18 protein-coding genes are annotated in these 22,074 nt (G+C 36.1%); 2 read left to right on the top strand and 16 right to left on the bottom strand.

Annotated features, from left to right (window positions below; all coding sequences use genetic code 11):
• From HF876_RS15865 to HF876_RS15830, 8 genes are all read right to left on the bottom strand, one after another.
• The coding region (locus tag HF876_RS15865) for an IS110 family transposase (RefSeq protein WP_169361022.1) at positions 1 to 167 on the bottom strand (167 nt) is incomplete at its 3' end.
• A gap of 359 nt (positions 168 to 526) precedes the next feature.
• Entirely contained in the window at positions 527 to 1,987 is a 1,461-nt protein-coding gene (locus tag HF876_RS15860) for an alanine/glycine:cation symporter family protein (protein ID WP_169361021.1), read from the bottom strand.
• Positions 1,988 to 2,007: 20 nt separating this feature from the next.
• Positions 2,008 to 3,603 (bottom strand): amidohydrolase, encoded by a 1,596-nt coding sequence (locus HF876_RS15855; RefSeq protein ID WP_169361020.1) that lies wholly within the window; start codon positions 3,601 to 3,603, stop codon positions 2,008 to 2,010.
• A gap of 136 nt (positions 3,604 to 3,739) precedes the next feature.
• The gene (locus tag HF876_RS15850; protein WP_169361019.1) at positions 3,740 to 4,345 is read right to left on the bottom strand and encodes a YitT family protein; all 606 of its coding nucleotides are present in this window, start codon (positions 4,343 to 4,345) and stop codon (positions 3,740 to 3,742) included.
• Positions 4,346 to 4,490: 145 nt separating this feature from the next.
• On the bottom strand, positions 4,491 to 5,759 hold the full coding sequence (locus tag HF876_RS15845; protein WP_169361018.1) for an AAA family ATPase: 1,269 nt from the start codon (positions 5,757 to 5,759) through the stop codon (positions 4,491 to 4,493).
• A gap of 4 nt (positions 5,760 to 5,763) precedes the next feature.
• Positions 5,764 to 6,633 carry a tetratricopeptide repeat protein gene (locus HF876_RS15840; RefSeq protein ID WP_169361017.1) on the bottom strand — a complete coding sequence of 290 codons (870 nt, stop codon included), beginning with the start codon at positions 6,631 to 6,633 and terminating at the stop codon, positions 5,764 to 5,766.
• 23 nt (positions 6,634 to 6,656) lie between these two features.
• A complete protein-coding gene (locus HF876_RS15835) occupies positions 6,657 to 7,109 on the bottom strand; it encodes a hypothetical protein (protein ID WP_169361016.1) in 453 nt (150 codons plus the stop codon).
• A gap of 308 nt (positions 7,110 to 7,417) precedes the next feature.
• A complete protein-coding gene (locus HF876_RS15830) occupies positions 7,418 to 8,323 on the bottom strand; it encodes an HNH endonuclease (RefSeq protein ID WP_169361015.1) in 906 nt (301 codons plus the stop codon).
• 232 nt (positions 8,324 to 8,555) lie between these two features.
• On the opposite strand from HF876_RS15830, the gene HF876_RS15825 reads away from it, so the two are divergent.
• Entirely contained in the window at positions 8,556 to 9,560 is a 1,005-nt protein-coding gene (locus HF876_RS15825) for a nucleoid-associated protein (RefSeq protein ID WP_169361014.1), read from the top strand.
• A 75-nt stretch (positions 9,561 to 9,635) separates the two neighbouring features.
• On the opposite strand, the gene HF876_RS15820 is transcribed toward HF876_RS15825, so the two are convergent.
• The 3 genes from HF876_RS15820 to HF876_RS15810 form a co-directional block, all read right to left on the bottom strand.
• A complete protein-coding gene (locus HF876_RS15820; RefSeq protein WP_169361013.1) occupies positions 9,636 to 10,883 on the bottom strand; it encodes a dicarboxylate/amino acid:cation symporter in 1,248 nt (415 codons plus the stop codon).
• A 401-nt stretch (positions 10,884 to 11,284) separates the two neighbouring features.
• Positions 11,285 to 12,466 carry a NupC/NupG family nucleoside CNT transporter gene (locus tag HF876_RS15815; RefSeq protein ID WP_169361012.1) on the bottom strand — a complete coding sequence of 394 codons (1,182 nt, stop codon included), beginning with the start codon at positions 12,464 to 12,466 and terminating at the stop codon, positions 11,285 to 11,287.
• 626 nt (positions 12,467 to 13,092) lie between these two features.
• Entirely contained in the window at positions 13,093 to 14,316 is a 1,224-nt protein-coding gene (locus HF876_RS15810; RefSeq protein WP_169361011.1) for a DUF819 family protein, read from the bottom strand.
• Between the two features lie 171 nt (positions 14,317 to 14,487).
• Between HF876_RS15810 and dhaK the strand changes: the two genes are divergently transcribed.
• Entirely contained in the window at positions 14,488 to 16,239 is a 1,752-nt protein-coding gene (dhaK, locus tag HF876_RS15805) for a dihydroxyacetone kinase subunit DhaK (protein ID WP_169361010.1), read from the top strand.
• Between the two features lie 74 nt (positions 16,240 to 16,313).
• Here the strand turns inward: dhaK and HF876_RS15800 are convergent, their stop codons facing one another.
• The 5 genes from HF876_RS15800 to HF876_RS15780 form a co-directional block, all read right to left on the bottom strand.
• Positions 16,314 to 16,805: a glycosyl-4,4'-diaponeurosporenoate acyltransferase CrtO family protein gene (locus tag HF876_RS15800; RefSeq protein ID WP_169361009.1), complete on the bottom strand. Its 492-nt coding sequence runs from the start codon at positions 16,803 to 16,805 to the stop codon at positions 16,314 to 16,316.
• A 34-nt stretch (positions 16,806 to 16,839) separates the two neighbouring features.
• Complete coding sequence (locus HF876_RS15795) at positions 16,840 to 17,964, bottom strand: glycosyltransferase family 2 protein (protein WP_169361008.1); 1,125 nt, start codon at positions 17,962 to 17,964, stop codon at positions 16,840 to 16,842.
• Between the two features lie 15 nt (positions 17,965 to 17,979).
• The gene (locus HF876_RS15790; RefSeq protein WP_169361007.1) at positions 17,980 to 19,482 is read right to left on the bottom strand and encodes a phytoene desaturase family protein; all 1,503 of its coding nucleotides are present in this window, start codon (positions 19,480 to 19,482) and stop codon (positions 17,980 to 17,982) included.
• Complete coding sequence (locus HF876_RS15785; RefSeq protein ID WP_169361024.1) at positions 19,482 to 20,366, bottom strand: squalene/phytoene synthase family protein; 885 nt, start codon at positions 20,364 to 20,366, stop codon at positions 19,482 to 19,484. Before HF876_RS15785 ends, HF876_RS15790 begins: the two co-directional genes overlap by 1 nt.
• Before the next feature lie 121 nt (positions 20,367 to 20,487).
• A complete protein-coding gene (locus HF876_RS15780; RefSeq protein ID WP_169361006.1) occupies positions 20,488 to 22,041 on the bottom strand; it encodes a phytoene desaturase family protein in 1,554 nt (517 codons plus the stop codon).
• Positions 22,042 to 22,074 lie beyond the last annotated feature (33 nt).

The raw sequence follows: 22,074 nt of genomic DNA, 5'->3' as shown, positions 1-22,074 counted from the left end.
AAGGTCGTAAATCCTTCTGCCGACTGTCTGATAGGGAATGACTTATGCAATACTCGTCCACGGTCGTCTACAGCACATGCGTAATGTTTGCGCTTGGCGATATCGATCCCAATGACCAACGTCTTTTCACTCACTTGATTAATTTTATGATTCGTACTATTATTCATAAGAGGCCCTCCTATATATGTTTTGAGTATTCAATTGGTTGTTGTTACTCTAGCATCATATAAGAGGGTTCTTTTTTTTTCAAGAGCCTGTAAAGTAATCATACAGGAATGCTCCAGCGGGAACAGCGCGAGCTGAAGACCCTGGACTGAGCGCAGCGAGGGAAGCGGCCTAAGCCGTGCCCGCGGAAAGCGTCCGTTCGTAGCGGAAATCAACTCTTCCTCGCGTTACTTCTATTTTAAAAGAAAAAAGACTGTAGGCAAACTCCAAAATTTTTGGATTTTGCCTACAGTCTGACGTGAATGTATATACATTCATGTTTGCTCATACCTTTATACGTGATTCTCTCCCATGGCGAAAATCATTTTTTCTTCTTCAAACGATCCTCATAAAACACATTAAAGTTTGGATCCACCACGCCTATATTTAAATATCTAGCCTTGTAATCTCTTAATAACTCAAAGAATTTCTTACTTAAAAATAGTAAGACAACTAAGTTTACGAAGGTAGGGATCGCTGTAGTTATATCAGCAAAATACCATACCGCCTTCCCAGGCAGGTTATACATCACAGCATAAACAACCATAAGGAACCCAGGTATTGGGTAAAGCCATTTAAACCAAAGCAAAATCTTATATTTTAACGTTAACTTCTTTTCATCCCCAAAGACTTGTCTTAACAAAATTTCATAGTACGTATACCAGCCTGTAGATGTAGTTAGACCGAAGAGGAAAATAGAAATAGTGATTACATATCTGCCAAATTCACCAATTCCAATCTCAAAAGCCGACAGTGTTAACGCAGCACCATCTAATCCTGAAGACCAAGCACCGGTGATAATAATAGTAAATGCCGTAATTGTACAAACGATCATAGTATCTATAAATACTTCTACTGCTCCCCACATTCCTTGTTTAACCGGATGACTAGTTTTAGCCGTAGAGTGAATCATTGGGGATGTCCCCCATCCAGCCTCATTACTATAGACTGCTCTTGCTACTCCCATGCGAATTACTTGTGCGATTGCTGCTCCAGCGAACCCACCTACTGCGGCAGTTCCATTAAAAGCACTATCAAATATTAAAGAAAAAACCGGAATAATCTCAGAGTAATTTTTTAAAATTATAAATAGTCCAGCCAGCACGTAAAAAATACACATAAAAGGTACAAGTCGTCCAGCGATTTCTCCAATCCGTTTAATTCCTCCGTAAATAATAATATAAATGAGAACTAGATAAATGAAGGATGCAGGGATCATACTTATATTAAAAGTAGAACTTAATGCCTCGGAAATCGTATAATTTTGAAGCGTGATGAAGAATGTAGTAAATATCCCTATGCCAAAAAGAATGGCAGGTATCTTCCAAAACTTAAAGTTTTTCTCTTCTCCTAAGCCCTTCTCCATATAATAAGTGGGTCCACCAAATGGCTGTCCTTTTTCGTCTGTATTTCGATAATGGACCGATAAAGTTACTTCAACAGTCTTCGTGATCATCCCTAGTAAAGCAGTCAACCACATCCACAGGACTGCACCGGGTCCACCAATAGCTATAGCGGTCGCGACACCACCTATATTTCCTACTCCGACGCTACCTCCTATCGCTGTGCTTACAGCTTGAAATGGCGTTAATATCCCCTTTGTATCAGCGGATTTATCTTTCTTTTTAAATAGTTCCCCGAAAGTTACCTTGAAAATATGAGGCAGATAGCCAAATTGAAACAATTTACTTCCTATTGTAAAGTAGAGTCCTACAAAGAGAACTGTAAATATTAATGGTAAACCCCATAGCCATGCTACTATCGTTTCCAATAACGCTTCCATGCTGTAACCCCCTTATTCTATTATTTTCTATATTTTATTTCTCCGCCAATAATAGTCATTTCTACTTCTGTTTCTAACAGTTGATCTGCATTTTCCATAATAAATGGATTTTTGTTCAATACAGTCATATCCCCGAACTTCCCTCTTTCTAAAGATCCTTTGGTGTGTTCTTCATTAGTGGCAAAAGCTCCTCCAATAGTAAACATTTTAAACGCCTGAAACATGGAAATTTTCTCTGCTTCATTATAGCCATTATGTGCTTCTCCTATCTTTTTACGAGTAACGGCTGCATGAATTCCTAGCAAAGGATTTAAGGGCTCTATTGGTGCATCAGAGCTACCCGCAGTGATTACACCTCTTTCAAGTAAAGTTTTAAATGGATAGGACATATTGGCACGAGTCTCCCCTACACGGTCGACAATCCAAGGATAATCACTTGCTATAAATCTAGGTTGTACATCAATTATTCGATGAGGGCTGGCTAGGCGCTCAATTAATTCATTGTTTAAAATAGACACGTGTATTAGTCTATCTCTAAAAGCAACTGGTTTTAGCTGGTCTAGGTTATCTAAAACATCTATTAATGCCTGATCACCAATGGTATGCACTGCAATTGGCATGTTAAATTCTCTACAATTTTTCATAAGTTGCAAAAGCTCTTCCTTATCGTACATCGCGCTTCCATAATTACCTGGATTGTCAGCATAAGGCTCCGATAAAAGCGCTGTTCTTCCTCCCAATGCACCATCAGCAAAAAACTTTATCGCCCCGATCGTCACCTTATCATTACCAAACCCAGCAGACATACCGGCATCCTTTAGTTCTTCCAGATATTTATAGTCCATTAATAGATTACTTCGTGGGCCCATTCCTTCTTGATTGATAAGTTCATCAAAGAGCTTGTATGTTTGCCTAGCACCATTCAAATATGTAGGATCATTCGTATGAATACTTGTCATGCCAAATTTTAGAGCTTCCTTTAAGCCCCACTTTAAAGCAACTTTGAGCTGATCGTAGCTTTTTGTTGGTATTCTTTCTGTAATTAAATCTGAGGCTGTCTCAAGTAATAATCCATTCGGTTTATTTGTTTCCAAACTTTTTACGACTGTTCCCCCATAAGGAATAGTCATATCTGGGTGATACCCACTTTGCTCTAAAGCCTTTGAATTTACTAGGAAGGCATGCCCACAAATTCTTGGTAAAAATAATGGGGAGCCCGGTGAGACATAGTCTAATTCTTCAATGGAAGGAATTTGCTTGTCGGGGAAGATGTTTTCATCCCAGCCTCTACCTAGGATCCATTCACCAGGTTGAATAGAGCTAGCCTTGTTACTAATCACATTTAGTAGTTTCTCTTTCGTTTCAATTCCAGTCAGGTCTAACTCCTGTGCATTAATCCCTACACTCGAAATATGTAAATGACTGTCTATCAATCCTGGAAATACATACTTACCATCCAAATCAATTACGGTCGTATGATCTCTTCCCCATTGAAGGAGCATATCCTCATTCGTTCCTAAATCTATAATTTTTTCATTTTCTATCACTATGGACTGGACAAGCGGTTCCTCCAAGTTCATCGTAAAAATATTGCCGTTAGTATACATTATTCGCATCTACATTTTCCTCCCTTTTTCGTCAATACTTTATTCTATCAATTTATTTAATATTCAGATATATGTTATTGAATTTTTATCGTGATTTTGATTAATAAAAGCATATTAGCACTAGAAAGAAAAACCTTAGATAAATCTAATGTACTACACTTTCCTTGGATATCGGCTTAGACATTGTCTTTCTAGCAATTAGACTTGTAGTCATTGCCACTGATAATATAGTCATGATTGAGAGTAAAAAAGAATCCATGGAAAGTAAAAGTCCTCCCACTACCAATACTAATGAATCGATTACAAAGATATTAATCCCTACATTTACACCTGTTTTGGCACTTATAAACTGCGCGATTAAATCTGTTCCTCCTGTACTTGTCCGGTACCTAAGCATGAAACCTATCCCGATGCCTACCATCGAACCACCGACTATAGCACTTGGAACAGAATCGAAAACTACTATTGTACTGAATGGTTTAAGTAAATCAATAAAAAAAGAAGAAATAATCATTCCGTGCAAACTATTATAGAAATACTCACGGTATTTAAACCAAGCGATTACAAATATGGGAATACTAAAAAATATAATAGTAGCACCTGTTTTAAAACCCCATAAATAATTTAAGATTAACCCTATACCTATTACTCCACCGTCTAATATCTCATAGGGTACTAAAAACATATTTATTCCAAGTGCGATAAAAATACTACCAAAGATAATTACTAATCCCTTTTTAAATAAATACATATGGACCTCCATTGTCTGGATATGTACTTAATTTATGTACAGTAGGAGGACAACATGTCTAAATTATTTGTGCTCAACAAAAAGAAGGTTAGTAGCATCTAAACACTACTAACCTTCTTTTTTAAATAAATTATTATAAACCAGTTTATATACTTCGACTATGCTTTTGGAGATACTTTTCTATGTCGTTATATAATCCACCCTGATTAGAATAACGGACATAATTCTTGGCTGTTCGTAGCCAATCCAATGTGGAAGGCTGCTGATTGTTTAATGCCTCAAGCATATCATCTGTGTTTAGAGGTCTTTCTTTTCCTGTTGTTAAGATTTCGGAAAGGATGTTTTCTGTTGCTATTTCTATGACATTTTCAATATCTGCTCCAGAGAAAAACTCTGTTTTTTGGGCTAACAGCTCTACATCAATATTTTCCGCATACCGATCGCTCAGTTTAAGCTGAAAGATTTGTTTCCTCGCTTCTTCATCTGGGGGTGCAACAAATATGAGTCTGTCAAATCTTCCAGGGCGCTTGAGTGCATTATCTACATCCCATGGAGTATTAGTAGCAGCCATGACAAGTACTTCATCTGTACTTGTATCAATACCTTCCATTTCAGATAGAAAAGTATCGATTATTCCCCTATGACTGGCAGAGGATTTAGAACGGCTAAAGCCGATTGTATCTACCTCATCAAAAAACATAATGCTTGGTTTTTGGAAGCGCGCTTTGTCGAAGATTCCTTTTAAATTTCTTTCGCTAACACCTATGTGAGGATCAATGATGTCTGTTATATGGACAGGATAGAAATTTGCTTTACATTCTCCAGCTGTTGCTCTTGCGATAAACGTTTTACCACAGCCTGGAGGGCCATAAAGCAGTACCCCGCCACCTGACTTTTTCTTAAACTTTGCAAACAACCCTTTATTATAAAAAGGACTAATAATACGAAGCGTGATTGTTTTCTTGAGATCCACTAACCCAGCAACATCTTTAAACGTAACATGGTGAGATTTCTTTTGAACTGTCCTAGGCTTCTCCTCTCCATCGATCACCTTTAACTTTGTCTTTAATAAACTCAAGTTATCTTTTTGATCAACTAAATACTCTTCTTGTACTATTTGCACCTCATTTACTTCTTCCATTTCCTCTACATCTATCGAATCTTCTTGTACGTTAGTAGTCACAACCATTTCATTGCTCACTGGTTCTTTCAATTTCATACTTACGATAGATAATTCTTGAATTATTTCCTTTCGAAGCTCATCGTCTTCACAGCAAGAAAGAGCAGTAGATAGGGATTGCACTGCCTCAAAAATACTCCCATTTTCTGCTTGTTCCTTCGCTAGCCAATAATGTGCTTGAGGGTCCTGTGGTTCTTTTTCTACCATTTGATGGAGCCAAGCTATTTTTTCCACCTACTCACCTTCTCTTCTTTAATAATAACTTCACTATTGGTTCGGATACCCATATATAAATACAAAAAACCACGTATAAGGAAAATAAAGCTCCTCCTGCAGTATCAAAATCTAACGAAAACAAGAGAATAGAAACGCCAATCCCTACAATCCATGTATAGTGCATACCAATTTTATTTGCCCATCGACTAATAGATAATATCGGATGGTTTATAATTTCTAATTCCTGCAGATTCCTTAATAGCTTCTCATTGTTCGGATCTAATGCAAATGCCTGGCGAAAATATTCCTCTGCCTCTTTTGTTTTGTTTCGGTTTTTGGCCGTTACCCCTAAGTGAAGAAGTTTGTTCAGTTCGTTATCATTTGAATTAATATAAGTTTGAATGGTATCTAAATGATCTTTTTCCTTTTTTTCGTCACCTTCGATTAAATAATGTAATCGCTGAATACGTCCGTCCTCTGGATCTAATTCAATCGCTTTTCTAATTAACCTCGAAGCCTTTTTATTTTGACCTACACTTTTCATCAAATAAGCGTAGCTAGCATGAACATCCGCATTATTCGGATTTAATCGAAGTGCTTCAAGTAATGCTTTTTCAGACTCCGGCCACTCTTCCATAGAATAATAGATTAGACCTAACAGATGAAAAGCCGATTCCTCATCTATACCTAAACGTAGAGCTTCTTTCACTTCTTTTTCAGCTAAATCAAAGGAATTTAGCTGAAAATGACTGTATCCAAGATAATACCAGGCTTTCTCATTATTAATATGCTCACCCATATTATCCTCTAGCATTTCTATAACCTGCTCATAACGGTCCATCTGAAAATAGTGTTCTATTACATCAAATGAGCTCATCTCTTTCTGAATCATTCTGTAGTCACCTTCCCCAGCATCTATATTAGAGAAATAGTTATGATTAATATCATTTCTACCGCCACACTGGTAATACACCAAATGGTGCCTGGAACAACAAGCGACTTGGTATCACCCTTTGTAGACACATGTAAATTAAATGAGCCCTTTAACAAATTATAAACAGCTGCGAAGCATACAATTGCCATTACACTCCCCATTAATCTATATGTAGATCTTTCAATATCAATCATTTGATGAGTATAGGCATAGATTAAATAAAATTTCAAAATAAACAACACAGAAATTATGCTTAAAAGTGTATACAAAACCTTCCTTTTTACTTTAAGCCAAATAGCATTCTGTAAACCGAGTGCGCTAATCGCTACAAGCTGCCCAAGAGCCGCCACGATAAATAAACTCGATAAATTATAGCTTTTCGTTTCCTCTATTTGTTCTCCAGATAAACTAGGAGAATAAAGATCTCCCTCCATTTAGTATTTCCTCCCTTCCTGCTTATGGTATATACATAATTTTCTATTTATTCCATTGTAAAGTCAAATATTTATATAATAATCGTGCAGCAATTTCATAAATCCCATTATTACTGTAGAATACGAACATTAAAAATCATTTTACCAAGCTTTAATTGCTATAATATTCTGTCGTTTCTTTTAGAATAAGATAGGAAAAAACAAAAATAGCTTTCCATTCAGTTAGAATGGAAAGCTAGCAACAATATTAAATTTCTCCTTAGACAAATAAATTGCAGACTGTTTTAGTCAGTCTGCTAGCTGACTAATTACTTTAAAACATTTTTCTTATGCCACTTAAGATACTTTTTATGATCTTCCTGTCGTTTTATACGTATTTTTGAATGAATCATATACTTTTCGTAATCCGTTTCTTTTATGCGATCTGAAATATGGATTTTACCTTGACCATCAAACGCAATATACCCCTTTGTATATAATGCATCATGGTTAGAGCAAAGCAAGATTCCATTAAAGGGATCCATTTTTTCTTCCTCTGTGCTGTCTTTCCATGCCTTTGCTGGTGAAGCATGTAACAAATCTGAAGAATTAATGCTACAGATAGCACATTCATTATTCCATATCGGAGAAAGTGCTTGCTTAAACCTTTGCTTCCCTTTACGGATTTTTGACTTTGCCTCTGACTCCATTATTGCTATGATTTGTAGCAGGAGATTACGTTCCTTAAACAGAACTGGACTGATTGCAAATTCCAGCTGTTCTTGTTTTTCCAGGTTTACATTCATCTCGGCTATTAACTCTAGAAGCTTGATGGCCAATAGCTCGTTACAGGGATAAAGGTACCCTTGGTTTCCATCCCCGTTTTCTTGAAAAGCTGAATACTTTATTGGAAGTAATAACTCTATCTCATGAAAATGTTCCTTAATACTTAAGGGGTTATGTAACTCCTCATAAGATGTTTCTACTAGATATCCCTTTTTCTGATATTCCTTGTCATAAGGATTAACTGCTTCGTAGTAATCTCTTTTAGCAATACTAACTGCCACAATGTCACCTTTTACATAATGGAAAATACAGTCCCCTGCTTGCACTTCTTTCATACGCTCCCAAAACGGGGGACGCATCCCACTCTTATCGACCTGTTTGGACCAAATAATACTGTGCTGTTTTTCTTCTATATACGTTTGTCCTTGCATGACAATATAAAAATTCATATCAATACCTCTACTCTCCAATAAACCATTACAAATATTATAGCAAAAAAACAACAAAATATTATAGGTTAATACCTCTTCCAATTTTAGTTAGATTATTTTAAAAGTTCGAAAAGCCTATATATAACAGCTCTTTCCATTCATAACAAAATGAAGTGAAAAAATATATGAAAATAACTACTATAATATGATAAGGTAGAATATCTAGAAATTAAATTTAGAAGGTGACGAAGTGTTAGAAGTAAACGAAAGTAAGTTAGATCAATATATAGTCCATTATGCAGGAGATTCACTCATTTTAGGCGACGAAGCTTATCTCCAGCCTGAGGTTATGCTAGAAGCGGCGTTCACTCAGTTAGCATTTAACAAGGTCGATTTCGAACAACAATATGATTTTTTCCACCAAACAGATTTAGGCTTAAACGAAGTATACACATATGTGAAGGCTATCTTTGAAAATAAAAATAGCTTCCTAGAACAATCCAAGAATATAGCAGTTCATTTACAAAGTGTGTCCCAGCACCCTAATATTAAAAACGGTGAATTATTTATCGGACTGTTTGAAAACTGCATTTGGAATACAGAAGCTAAAAGAGCTATTTCAATCGTTAAAATTGATGAAAAAGAAATGTATTTAGACATCAAAAATGATCAAGAAAAAGTTATTGTAAACGGTGTAGATGGTATAAACGTAAAAAAAATAAACAACATAGCGGTAATTCTCGATATGGGTGCAGACGCACCACCAGCTGTTTTTATGAAAACGAAGAAAAAGGAAGATGTTGTTTACTGGCAGGAACGTTTTTTAAATATTAGAGTCGCGGACGAGCATTTCCAAAAAACTAGTCTTGCTCTTACAGAGTGCAAAAAATATATCGTAAAAGAAGAGAGCTTCACGAATACAGAAAAGCTTGGACTTCTTAACAAGACACTCGATTACTTTAGAAACGAGGAAGCATTTGAAGTAGATGAATATATAGAAACGGTATTTGAAAAAGCGGATCAAGTGCAAAAGGATATTATTATAAATTCAGTAAAACCTTTTGAAACTGTTATTTCAGAAAGTGCGATTGCTAAGATTGAAAAGAATTATAAGCGTAAAATCAAGCTAGATTCTAATATTGAAATACAAGTGAATGTTAGAGATATCGAGCAAGTTGAACAGCTGATTGAGGTTGGCTATGATGAAGTGACCAATCGAAAATTCTACAAGATTTACTTCCAAGAAGAGCTTTAAAGAAAAGCTATGTTGTTTATAAAAAAGGCTATCTAAGAGGTGAGTAGGTTCATCTCTTAGATAGCCTTTTCAATATTATTGAATCGTCTCTGTCGGTTGGATAGCATCCGACTTTTCATATTTCTTTTCACTTTCCGCTACATATAATGTACAAGTTAAATCACCTGTACAATTTATCATCGTTCTTGTCATATCAAGTAAACGGTCAATACCTAAAATTAAAGCGATTCCTTCTACTGGTAAGTTAACAGACTCCAAAACCATAGCTAGCATAATCATACCAGCCCCCGGCACAGCTGCCGTGCCAATCGATGCAAGAACAGCAGTTAGAACAACCGTAAGCATTTGAATAAATGTTAAATCTACACCATATACCTGAGCAATAAAAATTGTAGCTACACCTTGCATGATTGCCGTTCCATCCATATTAATAGTCGCACCCAAGGGTTGGACAAAGCTACTAATCCCTTTTGGTACACCTAATCTTTTTTGAGCAATTTCCATAGAGACGGGTAATGTTGCACTACTGCTAGAAGTACTGAATGCAACAGTTAAAGCAGGCAAGTATTCCTTTATAACCTTTAATGGATTTTGCTTAGCTAAGAACTTCAAAGAGGCTCCATAGACAACTATTGCATGAACAGCCAAGGCTAGAAGAACAACCACCATATACATAAACATTACCTTTAAAGCATCGAAGCCTTGTTTGCCTACAGCTGATGCGATTAAACCAAATGTTCCGATTGGAGCAAACTTCATAACAAGCGTAACTAAAAACATCATAAGTTCATTTGCCTGCTCCATAAATCTCTGTACACTCTCTACTTTGCTTCCCAGATAACTGATCCCTAAGCCAATAAATACAGCAAAGAAAATGATTTGCAGCATGTCACCACTAGCCATAGCGTCAATTGGATTTGCTGGGATGATGCCAAGTAAAGTTTCTGAAACTGGAGGTGCTTTTGTAGCCTCATAATCTACTGCCTCTGTTTCAAAATTCCCACTACTACCTGGTTGTAAAATTAATGCTAGAGCAATTCCAATCGAGATTGCCAAAGCTGTAGTGCATAAAAAGAAAATCATCGCCTTTGCACCCATACGTCCTAATGATTTAGGATCCCCGATATTGGCAACTCCAACTACAATCGAGAAAAATACAAGAGGAACAATCAACATTTTAATTAAGTTTAAAAAGATAGTTCCTAATGGGGTAAATAAAAAATTATCCGCATTTTCAAATAACTCTGGCGAGGTTATGTTTAATATTACCCCAACAATTGCACCTAATACTAAAGCCCACAATATCTTAGTTGCTAATTTCATCTGATCACCCTTTACTAATATTATATAAAAAACTTATTAGCATGAATTATGCTTTGCGCTAACTTAGAGTAATCGTATTTCCAATCGAATGAGTAGATAAACTATTAAGTACTAATCAAATGATATTATGTATTTCTGATTAAATATTCGATATTCTCTAAAAATAAAATGCCCGGCAAATTAGATTGCATGTTTAGCTAATAAATTTTTATTATTTCTTAACTTCATTTTATATTCCACAAAATGAACTAATCTAATCCTAATATAATAAAAAGTCTTAATTAATTTTTAGCTCACTAGATTTAAGAAAAAAATACCTGTTCTTACTTTGTCCCTACTAACCTTTTATACTAAAATAGCATCATTCCCAATAAAGAGAGTGACGCTATTTAAAATGTAATTTAAATAAAGATACCGACTAAAGTTGCTGTCAGGAAAGATACCATAGTAGAAGCGACTAATAACTTAAGACCATGTTTTGAAATGATAGACGCTTTCTCACCATTGATTGCTTGAAGAGAACCGCTGACAATACCGATAGAACTAAAATTCGCAAAACTAATCAAGAATACAGAAACTACCGCAACTGTTTTCTCAGAAAGGTTAGGAATTTGTTCTCTGAATTGTAGCATTGCTACGAATTCATTTGTTGCAAGCTTAGTACCCATCGTTTGACCTGCTATTAAAATCTCGCTTGCAGGAACACCCATTAACCAAGCAATTGGAGCAAATACATATCCTAAGATTTCAGTAAATGTGATACCGACTGCAGCTTGGAACCCTGCATCTATTAACGCCATTAAACCAACATAAGCAACAAGCATAGCAGCAACGATTAATGCTACTCTACCACCATCTAAAGCACCCATTGAGATAGACTCAAACAAGGATTTAGCCTGTGATGCTTCCTTGATGTCAATAACCTCCTCTTCTTTCGAAGAATCTGGAGCAATGATTATACCAATGATTAAACCTGATAAAGCATTTAAAGCCATAGCACCTAGAACGTATTTCGCTGGCAGCATCGTAATATATGAACCCATTATTGATGCGGATGCAGATGCCATAGACGTAATTGCCATGACAAACAACTTATTCTTATCCATCTTAAGCACATGCGATTTGATAGCTAAGATTCCTTCTGATTGACCGAAGAAAATATTATTTACTGCATGGAAAGTACTCACTCGAGACAAACCTGTAATCTTAGATAAGAATCCACCTAAATACTTGATAATAATTGGTAGAACGCGTAGGTAAGTTAAAACTGAAAGTAACATAGATGTAAAGATCAGGATCACTAATACATTTATAAAGAATACGGATCCTCCCTCTGGCACCCATCCGCCTACTACAAAGTTAACTCCTTCTCGTCCAATGTTAATGACTTTTGTAAACCCATTCCCAATACCTTCTATAACAGTTAATCCGATTGTAGTTTTAAACATAATTAATGTTAAAACGACTTGAAGAACTAACATAACTCCAACAGCTCTATAATTAATTGCTTTCTTATTATTACTGATTAGATAAGCTAAGCCAAAGACTACAACTAATCCCAGTATTCCAATTAAAATTGACATTCTCTCTACCTCAATTTTTTCTTATTTTTATTTTCAACAACGATTACTTGTTGTATGTTGTTAGTTCGCAAAAGCACTAAAGTCTCTTTCTAAAGAAGTACAGAGTGAGTTCTAAATAATTTTAGAAAATGTTATTGGGACCGCTTTCAAAATCCTGTGAATTACTTCTTTTTTCATAGAATGAATGTCTTATTTGATTCGAATCATCTATTAAAATTAGGAAACAAAAACGCTTTCAAAATAATATTTTAACATTACTTGTTGTGCTTCCTCTGTGATACTTCTAGCACTTTTACTCGTTTTGTCATTCTACATTGAAAATATTATTTTAGTCAAATAATTAATATTTTAAAATTTTTAAAACAACTAAATCCCCAATATTCTAAAATTTCTATTGAAATGTGTATTTAGAACTATACATTGATAGTAATTTCTATTTTATAGAAACTGATATAGGACATATTTCTCTCCACAAAAAAAAGAAAGAAGGAGTTTTTATTAAACTCACTCTTTCTAATGGAAGTTAATAGTAATATTCTTCAATATTTCAGTGTTTATCAGGAAGGTATTACCACAATATATTTTAAAATTTTACGGTTTGCTCGCATATCTTCACCTTAATAATCCTACATAAAACTGCTAAACCAAATTCCTAAAAAAGTCCCCACATAATTCCCAATAATATATCCTAGTGTCCCAACTATTAAGATTGGTCCTACTAAATTGCTCCAGCCCTTTGCTATTGCTAGAGCTGCAGCTGTTGTAGGTCCGCCAATATTGGCATTTACAGCTAGCAGTGTTTCTTCTAATTCGAATTTGAATACCTTCGCTCCTACTAAAGAAATAGTAAGATTGATAGCTACAATGATAAAAGCAAAAACTAACAACAAAGGAGCATTATCAATAATTAATGGTATGGATGCGGGAATTCCTATTACAACAAAGAAAATATGGATAAGATAAGTACCAATTTCTTGGCTACCTCTTAAAGAATCAAAGAATTTTGGAAATAATAATAGTGCAAGGAAAGTAAAGGTTGTTAACAATAAATACTGATCTCCTATTAAGCCGTTTAATAGGTTTAAAAGGAAATTGACGTTTTCTCCCGAAGGAATAAGCGAATCAAACCATATAGACACCTTTTTAGTTAAAATAACTAATGCAAATGCTATACCAACTGACATAGCTATATCCTTTAGAGATATCTCCTTAGGCTTCCAATAAGTCTTTGCTAGATTATCCTTATCATTATTTCCTTGGGATTCTAACTCATCAATATGAGGTGTCTTATACTTTTTACGGAAAAATTGCATGGTAGGAATAATCATTAAGATGACAAATAAAAGTGCCATGTTCAAATTATCAGCAACTACTGCAGAAGATACAAGCTCACCAGGTGTTTCAAACTTAGCAGACATAGCTGCAAAGTTAACTCCACCTCCTATATAACTAGCACTAAACATTCCAGCTAGCTTATCAAGCAGTGGTATATGTTCCTTTAATATAAAAAATGCAATAATCGTTCCAGCAACAGTCCCAATGGAGCTTATTAAGAAAATCATTAAAAGCCTGCCACTTTCTTTAAATAGCTTCTTGATATTTACATGAAAAAGGAGCAGTGGTATAGCAAGAGGAACAATTATAGTCCATACCGAATCATAAACAGCTGATTCCGTTGGTATGATGCCTGTATTAGAGAGTAGTATAGCAATCAATAATGCGATAATGGCTCCAGTTATTTTAGCTGCCCAGCTGAACCTCTGCTCTAAAAAGATACTTAATGAAGCCACGATAATAATGATTCCCCACAGTGTAAGCGTATCATCCGCTTGTATTAATGTATTTCCCATATTCTCCTCCTCATTTTCTTTAATCATGATACTTTTATTTAATCTATTATATTATTAATATTTAAATTTTCAAAATATATACCATATCGAAACATTGGATAGCTTTTAATGGATGTATTATAATTTACTGTGCTATATCAATGAAGATAATTAAATGAGGAGCTATACATAATGAAAAAATTTATGAACCAACCCGAGAATATGGTGATGGAAATGTGTAACGGATTAGTCCTAGCACATCCAGAGCTAGAATTTTTAAAGAAGTATAAAATTATTAAAAAGAAAACGATTGATCATAACAAAGTTAGCTTAATTAGTGGTGGAGGTAGCGGACATGAGCCTGCACACTCTGGATTTGTAGGCAAAGGCATGCTAGATGCTGCTGTTTGCGGAGATGTATTTGCATCCCCTTCTCAAATTCAAGTGTACCAAGCTATTAAGGCAACAGCTGGTGCAAAAGGTCTTTTAATGATCATCAAAAATTATAGTGGTGATATGATGAATTTTAAAAATGGTGCTGCTTTAGCCATTGAAGATGGTATTCAAGTGGAATATGTGAAAGTAGACGATGATATTGCAGTAGAAGATAGCTTGTATACAGTAGGACGACGAGGAGTTGCAGGTACTGTTTTTGTTCATAAAATAGCTGGTGCTGCTGCTGCGGAGGGTAGAGATTTGGCCGAGGTCAAAATAGTTGCCGAAAAAGCTGCATCTAACATTCGAAGCATTGGTGTCGCTTTCACATCTTGTACCGTGCCTGCAAAAGGAACACCAACCTTTAAATTAGCTGATGACGAAATAGAATACGGTGTAGGTATTCATGGAGAGCCTGGTATAAAACGAGAAAAAATGCTTTCTGCGGATGAGCTAGCAGATCGAATGACCACTGACCTTATAAAAGATTTAGGTATTAACGAAGAGGATGAAATTGCAGTATTAGTAAATGGCTTTGGAGCAACTCCTTTACAAGAATTGTACTTGTTAAACAACTCCGTTACGCGAGTACTATCACGAAAGAACATTAAAGTGAATCGCATGTTCGTAGGCAATTATATGACGAGCATCGATATGGCCGGGGCTTCTCTAACATTTTTAAAATTAGATGATGAACTAAAGGAATTACTTTCAAAACCTAGTGACACACCAGCCTTTAAAGTAGACGGGCCAGTTGATCCCATTGAATATACGGAAGTGTTAAAGGAAAAGACAGACAAGCTAGTATCCTTTAAAACTGAAACTGATGAAGACTATGCGGTAATACAGAATGAAAAATTAACCTTACACAACATGATTTACTTAATAGACAAAATGAGTGAAGTTATTATACAAAACGAGGTGCCTTTCTGCGAACTAGATTCCCATGCTGGAGACGGTGATTTTGGGATGAGTGTGGCTAAAGGTTTTAAGCAATTGAAAAGAGAATGGAATGACATTATCCAGCAGCGAGACCTAAACATCGGATCGTTTTTACACAGTTGTTCCCTAGTAATTATGGAATATTGCGGAGGAGCATCAGGACCTATTTGGGGATCGGCATTTAGAGCGGCTGGAAAAGCCACAATGGGTAAGAATGACTTGTCTATACCTGAGTTCGCTGACATGCTCCAGGAAGCTGTTAAAGGAATTCAAATTACTGGAGAACGTTCCTTTGGGCGAGGTGCTGAAGTTGGAGATAAGACACTGATCGATGCTTTAATACCTTGTGTAGAGTCTTGGATGGATAGTGTCTCTAAAGAAAAAACATTTAAAAAAGCCTTTGAACAAGGGGCTATTGCTGCAGTTGAAGGTGCCGAAAAGACAAAAGACATTGTAGCTCGTATGGGACGAGCAGGCACAGTAGGTGAACGAAGCCTCGGTTACCCCGATGCAGGTGCCTATGGCTTAGGAGTAATCTTTACAGAGCTCTCAAACTCTATAAAATAACTATAAACGACCTATCTCTCCATAAGGAGGATAGGTCGTTTTAAATTATATTCTTTATATTTTTACATTGGTAATCAATTCAATACTTCTTCTCTTTTTACTACGCTTTTTCTCTTACTAGATAAGATTCTCTCTAACCGATTACGGTTATATCGTTGTGCTATTATAATTGGCATATTAAATAATAAGGCATACACGACCATGACCCATCCTGCCCACAAAGGATTCCAAAGAAAAAAGAAAACGGAAGGTAAAATAGATAGCCAATGGGTTAGTTCTGCCCTTCTTGACTCTATTAAAAACATGAAAAGGTAATCCCTATTATTACTTATAAGACTCTTTTTCTCAAAGCCCTTTTGGATGATTTTTGTTCCATCAGGTATCAGATGCTTCCATTTCTTAACTTGGAAAAGTCGTGACCATAGCTGATTTGATTTTTCCCATTCTCTAATACGATATAAATTATTATCATATTCAAATTTACTTGAAGGAATAGCCGCCATGCAAAGCGATATAGCTATATGAAAAAAAGCCCATGCGACTATATCTATTAAAATAGTTTCCATTATAGGTAACTCTACCAGCTGTATGGGATTCCCCTTATACATTTATTTTTCTACCTTTCCAAGTAACCGTACGAAACACCTTTGTACGCACCAGTGACCAGGAAAAGATTCCAATAAAAAAGAAAAATAATATTGGATAAATTATAAATACATAAAATCTAAAGTTACCAGTACGGCGTGCCATTAAATAGACTTGTATCATAAATCCTACATAACAAATACAGGCAATAGCAATCCATGAGACAGAACCAATATAAAATCCTAATATCAGTAATGCAATGGGAAGAAAGCTTCCACTGATCCAAGTACTTATTAACGACATTACAAGTGGATGTGTAGACCGAGAGGCAGTACCAAAATTTTTTGTCCATCCTTCGATTAATGAGTTCATGCCTTCCGGATACATTTGAAAGTTAAGTACTCCTCTACCGCTAATACACCGCACTGGTATACCAATTTTTTTAAAAGCCTTTGCAAGCTCAAAATCATCCATAATCGCTTCACCAACAACGAAATGTCCTCCAGCATCCATATAGTCCTTTCGAGCGGTTAAAATACAGGGACCAAATGCGCCTGCACTTTCCAATCGAGTACTCCACACAGTAAAGACATTCATGCCAGTTATCACAATAATATTAAAAATGGCAGAAAAGTTTTCATACAGCTTATTAACCTTATGATAAGGCTGGACTGATAAAATTCCACTCGCTCCTTGCGACTGATAATTTAATGCTAGAGTTTTTAAACTATTCTCATGCTCCAGCCTTGTGTCAGCATCCAAAAATAATAACCAATCTCCAGTTGCAGCCTTTGAGCCGATCCAGCAAGCCGCAGATTTTCCCTTCCAGCTAAGGTCTCCCTCATGGGTTTGTATAACCCTGCCTCCAAATTCATTCGCAATTTGTACTGTCCTGTCAGTGGATTCATCATCAACAACAATAATTTCCTTCGGCTTTAGAGACTGTTTTTGTAATGATTCAAGCAATGGCTGTAAGCGCCCTGCCTCATTTCTTGCTGGAATGATAACTGTTATAGAAGGGTTTTCAAATAGCTCTTCTTTTGTTTGTCTCGGTACCGGGATTTTCCAAAGCATTAGAACGCCACAGACCATCGTCACGATGAGAAAAGCAACTATAATCATAAAAAGTAACTGTAACATAAGCCCACCTCTTCCTTATGATTCTTTTCTGTCCCTCTCCTCTATCATCCCGCTCACCTGCTGACCGCTTAGTGTAACCATAGGCATACCGCCACCTGGATTCACTGTGCCACCTACAAAGTATAGATTATCGTAAAGCTCACTATGTTTAGTGTTCTTAAATCCGTGATTTTTCTTTTTCGAGGAAACTGTTCCATAAATAGAACCTCGATGGGAATAATACGTACGTTCAATGTCATGTGGGGTCCACATATCCTCCGTGACAATATGCTGTCGAAGCCCTTCCAATCCCATTTTTTCAAGCTTAATCAATACTCGTTCTCTTAGCTCTAAATAATCGTTATTCGTAAAGGGCTTATCTTGTATATAAGGAATATGAGGTAATATTTTTATATTTTCATGTCCAGGAGGCGCCTGACTTCGGTCTGTTTTATTTGTATTTACCAAATAAATCGTTGGATCATCAGGTAGCTCATAGCGATGGAAAACCTGATCCATTTGTTCCTTCAAGTTATCCGAAAAGAAAAAGTTATGGTGAGCTAATTGAGGATATTTTTTATTAACCCCTAGATGTAATACTAAACCCGAGCTTGAAGGTTCAAATTTATTTTCTAGCTTTTCTACATAGGCTGGCTCTTCTTCTAGTAACTTTTCATATGCTGGAATTACCTCCATATTAGAGATAAAATAATCTGCACTAACTCTTGTTCCATCGGTAAGCTCTGCAGAAGCAATACGCTTGGCTCCGTCTCTATGTAATTGCTTTACCTCTTTTCCAGTGTGGAAGGATATGCCAAGCTCCTTACCAAGCTTCACCATCCCACGGGCGATTCCATGCATACCTCCTGGAACATACCATACACCCTGTGCATGCTGCATATAAATCATCATATTTAGTACTGCGGGTGCCTCATACGGAGATGAGCCAACATACTTAATAAAGTAAGAAAGCATAGTTCTTAAATTAGGATTGCTTATTCTCTTTTTTATCCCATCATACATAGTAGAAAAATAATCAAAACCTTTTAGTGACTCTATGAATCCATGCTGCTTAAACACGTCCATAGTGCTATCTAATCCTTTACCTAAATACCCTTCTTCTGTTACTTCATATATTCTTTTTGCATATAGAAGGAATGCCTCGTACTCTCGTATATCCTTTGCTGACAAGCTCATATTTTCCTTTGCCATCTTTTCAAGATCCCCGTATAGATCAATAGTTGTTCCATCTGTAAAAAAGGAACGCCACTCATGCTCTAATCTAAATGTCGATATATAATCCGACATATTACGATAACTACGTGTAAATAGTCGGTTAAAGATATGTGGCATGGTAAGAATAGAAGGCCCTAAATCAAATCCAAAACCATCTTGTTCTAGTCGATTTAGCTTTCCGCCTAGATGATTGTTTTTCTCATAAAGGGAAACAGAATAACCTGCCTGTGCCAATGAAATAGCCGCAGATAATCCACCTAATCCCCCACCTATTATTACGACAGTTTTTTGTTTTTCTACCATTATGAAAGCACCTTCCTATTCACTACAAAACGAGCTGCCTGATGGATTTTTTGCATCTCAATTGGTGAAACATAATTTTTTACATGAAAACATTCATAATTATTTTTTCTCACCGCATTTAATATTCCCCGATAAACCTTTGCAGCTAGTAATACCTGAAAACGACTATCCTCATCAAAATAAAAGATAGAATGAAAGAAATTGTCGTATAACTCCTCCGCATGTTGCGCTAGGGATTCCCAAATGCGAATAAAACTGGAGTTAATCGTGGCATTCTTTAAATGATCCGCGCTGTATAACTCTGAAGCTAATAGAGACTGGGGTATATAAACTCTATTTTTTATGTGGTAATCTTCGCCGATGTCTCGCAGAATATTCGTAATTTGCATAGCAATACCGAGGCTAATAGCCTGCTCTGTTAAATCTATGCTACTGCCTTGTGCAAGGACAGGCAAAAGCATTAAGCCAACTGTTCCAGCTACATAATAGCTGTATTTCTCCAATTCCATAAGCGTCATTGGTTCAGTAAAATTTATATCCATCCGCTGACCCTCCAATTGCTCATAAAAGGGTTCAATGCTCATGTTATATCTATTAAATACGTCCCGAAGTGCTAGCCACATTGGATGTTGGATTTCTTCCCCTTTCTCAAAAAGCTGCAGCTCCATGTTTAAGCGTTCTAGCTCTTCCTGTTGTCTAACCTTGGAACCATTCTCATCGACACTGTCATCTGCTCTCCTGCAAAAAGTATAAATAGCAAATACAGCATTCGCTTTGTCCTCTGGCAGCTGACTAAAAGCGAAATAAAAGCTCTTCGAGTTCTTTTTAATGATTTCTTCGCAATACCGATAGTAATCCTTTACTGTTGTATCCTGTTTTCTCACCAAATCCTTTGCCTCCTTTAATTATTTATAGGACTTGCGCATCCACTCTTTTAGCCTACTAATCACAATAGCTAAACAATAATTGGAGCAAGTGTAACAAGATTTTCATAGTTTCATTTTTTTAATTGGTCACAAGTTCTGGAAAGCCCGCTTTATTTTTTTCTTTTATTCCATCATCCAATAACAGTTCTTCGGTTGCGATCTTAGCAGAGAGTAAGACGATAGGTACTCCTGCTCCTGGATGCGTGCTACTTCCAGTAAAATATAGATTTTCACAGTTTTTTGCTTTACTCTGTGGACGCATATGGTTGCTTTGCGTCAGTGTTGGCTGTAGACCAAAGCAAGCACCGTTATATGCATTAAATTTGGATTCAAAATCTAATGGAGTCATGTACGTTTCAGAAACAATTTCCTCTTCAATATTTTCTAACCCTTTAACATTCTTTAGAGAATCCATTACTTTTTTCCGATAATATTGAACCGTTTCATCTGTCCATTCATACTTCGAGGAAGATAGCTCAGGAACTGGCACAAGAATATAAAGCCCGTCCTTTCCTTCTGGTGCAAGACTAGGATCTAATTTAGAGCCTACGTAAACATAGAAAGAAGGCTGCTCCAACTTGTTCCCATCAAAAATATCAGTGAGGTTCTTCTCTAACTCTTCGGTGATAAAGAAATTGTGTACATTGTCCAGTTCATCGTATTTTCGATCCATTCCTAAATACATCACGAAGCAGGAACAGGAATATTTCATACTATCTATTTTTTTATCCGTATACTTTCCTTTGGATTTAGTATCCTTGACTAAATTTTTCATTGCATAAGGGAAATCAGCATTGCACATAACAAAATCAGAAAGAACTTCTTTTCCTTTTACTCGGATACCATAAGCCTGTTGATCTTTTATAAGAACCTCATCTACAGATGCATTGTAATAAACTTTGCCACCTAGTTCCTTAAATATCCGCTCCATTGAGGAAGCCATTGTATACATTCCACCTTTGATAAACCAAACTCCATAGAGCATTTCTATCATTGGGATAATTGTGTATAAAGAAGGTCCATTGTATGGCGACACTCCTATGTATAACGTTTGAAAGCTGAGAATTTGCTTTATGCGTTCATTCTTTACATACTTCCCGATAAAATGGTCTGCACTATCAAACGTTTTTAGCTTAAGCATTTGACGAATCGTATTTGGATTATAAAAATCAGTGAAGTTACGGAAAGGTCTTTGAAGAAAATGATTTTTTGCTACAAGATAACGTTGGTAAATTTCCTGAAGATAGTTTAAAAAGCCTTTTGAATCTTCCTCTGATATATTCTCTAGCGTCTTCATAAGCTCTACCAAATCAGAAGAGATGTCGTATTTTTCCTCCGCCTTTGCTCCGAAGTAAGTTGAATACATCGGATCAATTTTTTGCATAGGGATATAATCGTCCGGATTTCTTCCCGTTAACTCAAATACTTCCCTATATAGCTCAGGCATCATCACAATACTCGGCCCAAGATCAAATTGATAACCATCCATGTCAATTCGATTCATTTTGCCACCTGGTAAAGCCTCTTTTTCGTATAACTCCACTTCATATCCAGCATGCTGAAGACGAATGGCACTTGCTAATCCAGCTACCCCTGCTCCAATAACTACTACTCTCTTTTTACTTTTTGGCATTATTTATTCTTCCTCTCCGTCAAATATTGTCTT

Source organism: Psychrobacillus sp. BL-248-WT-3 (assembly GCF_012843435.1).
Lineage (GTDB): Bacteria > Bacillota > Bacilli > Bacillales_A > Planococcaceae > Psychrobacillus.
This window is presented reverse-complemented; position numbering and strand designations above follow the sequence as displayed.

Excerpts from the sequence above, each read along its gene's own strand:
- HF876_RS15840 (WP_169361017.1), bottom strand. The coding sequence starts at position 6,633 with ATGATTCAGAAAGAGATGAGCTCATTTGATGTAATAGAACACTATTTT.
- HF876_RS15855 (WP_169361020.1), bottom strand. The coding sequence starts at position 3,603 with ATGCGAATAATGTATACTAACGGCAATATTTTTACGATGAACTTGGAG.
- HF876_RS15810 (WP_169361011.1), bottom strand. The coding sequence starts at position 14,316 with ATGGGAAATACATTAATACAAGCGGATGATACGCTTACACTGTGGGGA.
- HF876_RS15830 (WP_169361015.1), bottom strand. The coding sequence starts at position 8,323 with ATGAATTTTTATATTGTCATGCAAGGACAAACGTATATAGAAGAAAAA.
- HF876_RS15800 (WP_169361009.1), bottom strand. The coding sequence starts at position 16,805 with ATGGAAACTATTTTAATAGATATAGTCGCATGGGCTTTTTTTCATATA.
- dhaK (WP_169361010.1), top strand. The coding sequence starts at position 14,488 with ATGAAAAAATTTATGAACCAACCCGAGAATATGGTGATGGAAATGTGT.
- HF876_RS15835 (WP_169361016.1), bottom strand. The coding sequence starts at position 7,109 with ATGGAGGGAGATCTTTATTCTCCTAGTTTATCTGGAGAACAAATAGAG.
- HF876_RS15790 (WP_169361007.1), bottom strand. The coding sequence starts at position 19,482 with ATGGTAGAAAAACAAAAAACTGTCGTAATAATAGGTGGGGGATTAGGT.
- HF876_RS15815 (WP_169361012.1), bottom strand. The coding sequence starts at position 12,466 with ATGTCAATTTTAATTGGAATACTGGGATTAGTTGTAGTCTTTGGCTTA.
- HF876_RS15795 (WP_169361008.1), bottom strand. The coding sequence starts at position 17,964 with ATGTTACAGTTACTTTTTATGATTATAGTTGCTTTTCTCATCGTGACG.
- HF876_RS15860 (WP_169361021.1), bottom strand. The coding sequence starts at position 1,987 with ATGGAAGCGTTATTGGAAACGATAGTAGCATGGCTATGGGGTTTACCA.
- HF876_RS15850 (WP_169361019.1), bottom strand. The coding sequence starts at position 4,345 with ATGTATTTATTTAAAAAGGGATTAGTAATTATCTTTGGTAGTATTTTT.
- HF876_RS15780 (WP_169361006.1), bottom strand. The coding sequence starts at position 22,041 with ATGCCAAAAAGTAAAAAGAGAGTAGTAGTTATTGGAGCAGGGGTAGCT.
- HF876_RS15820 (WP_169361013.1), bottom strand. The coding sequence starts at position 10,883 with ATGAAATTAGCAACTAAGATATTGTGGGCTTTAGTATTAGGTGCAATT.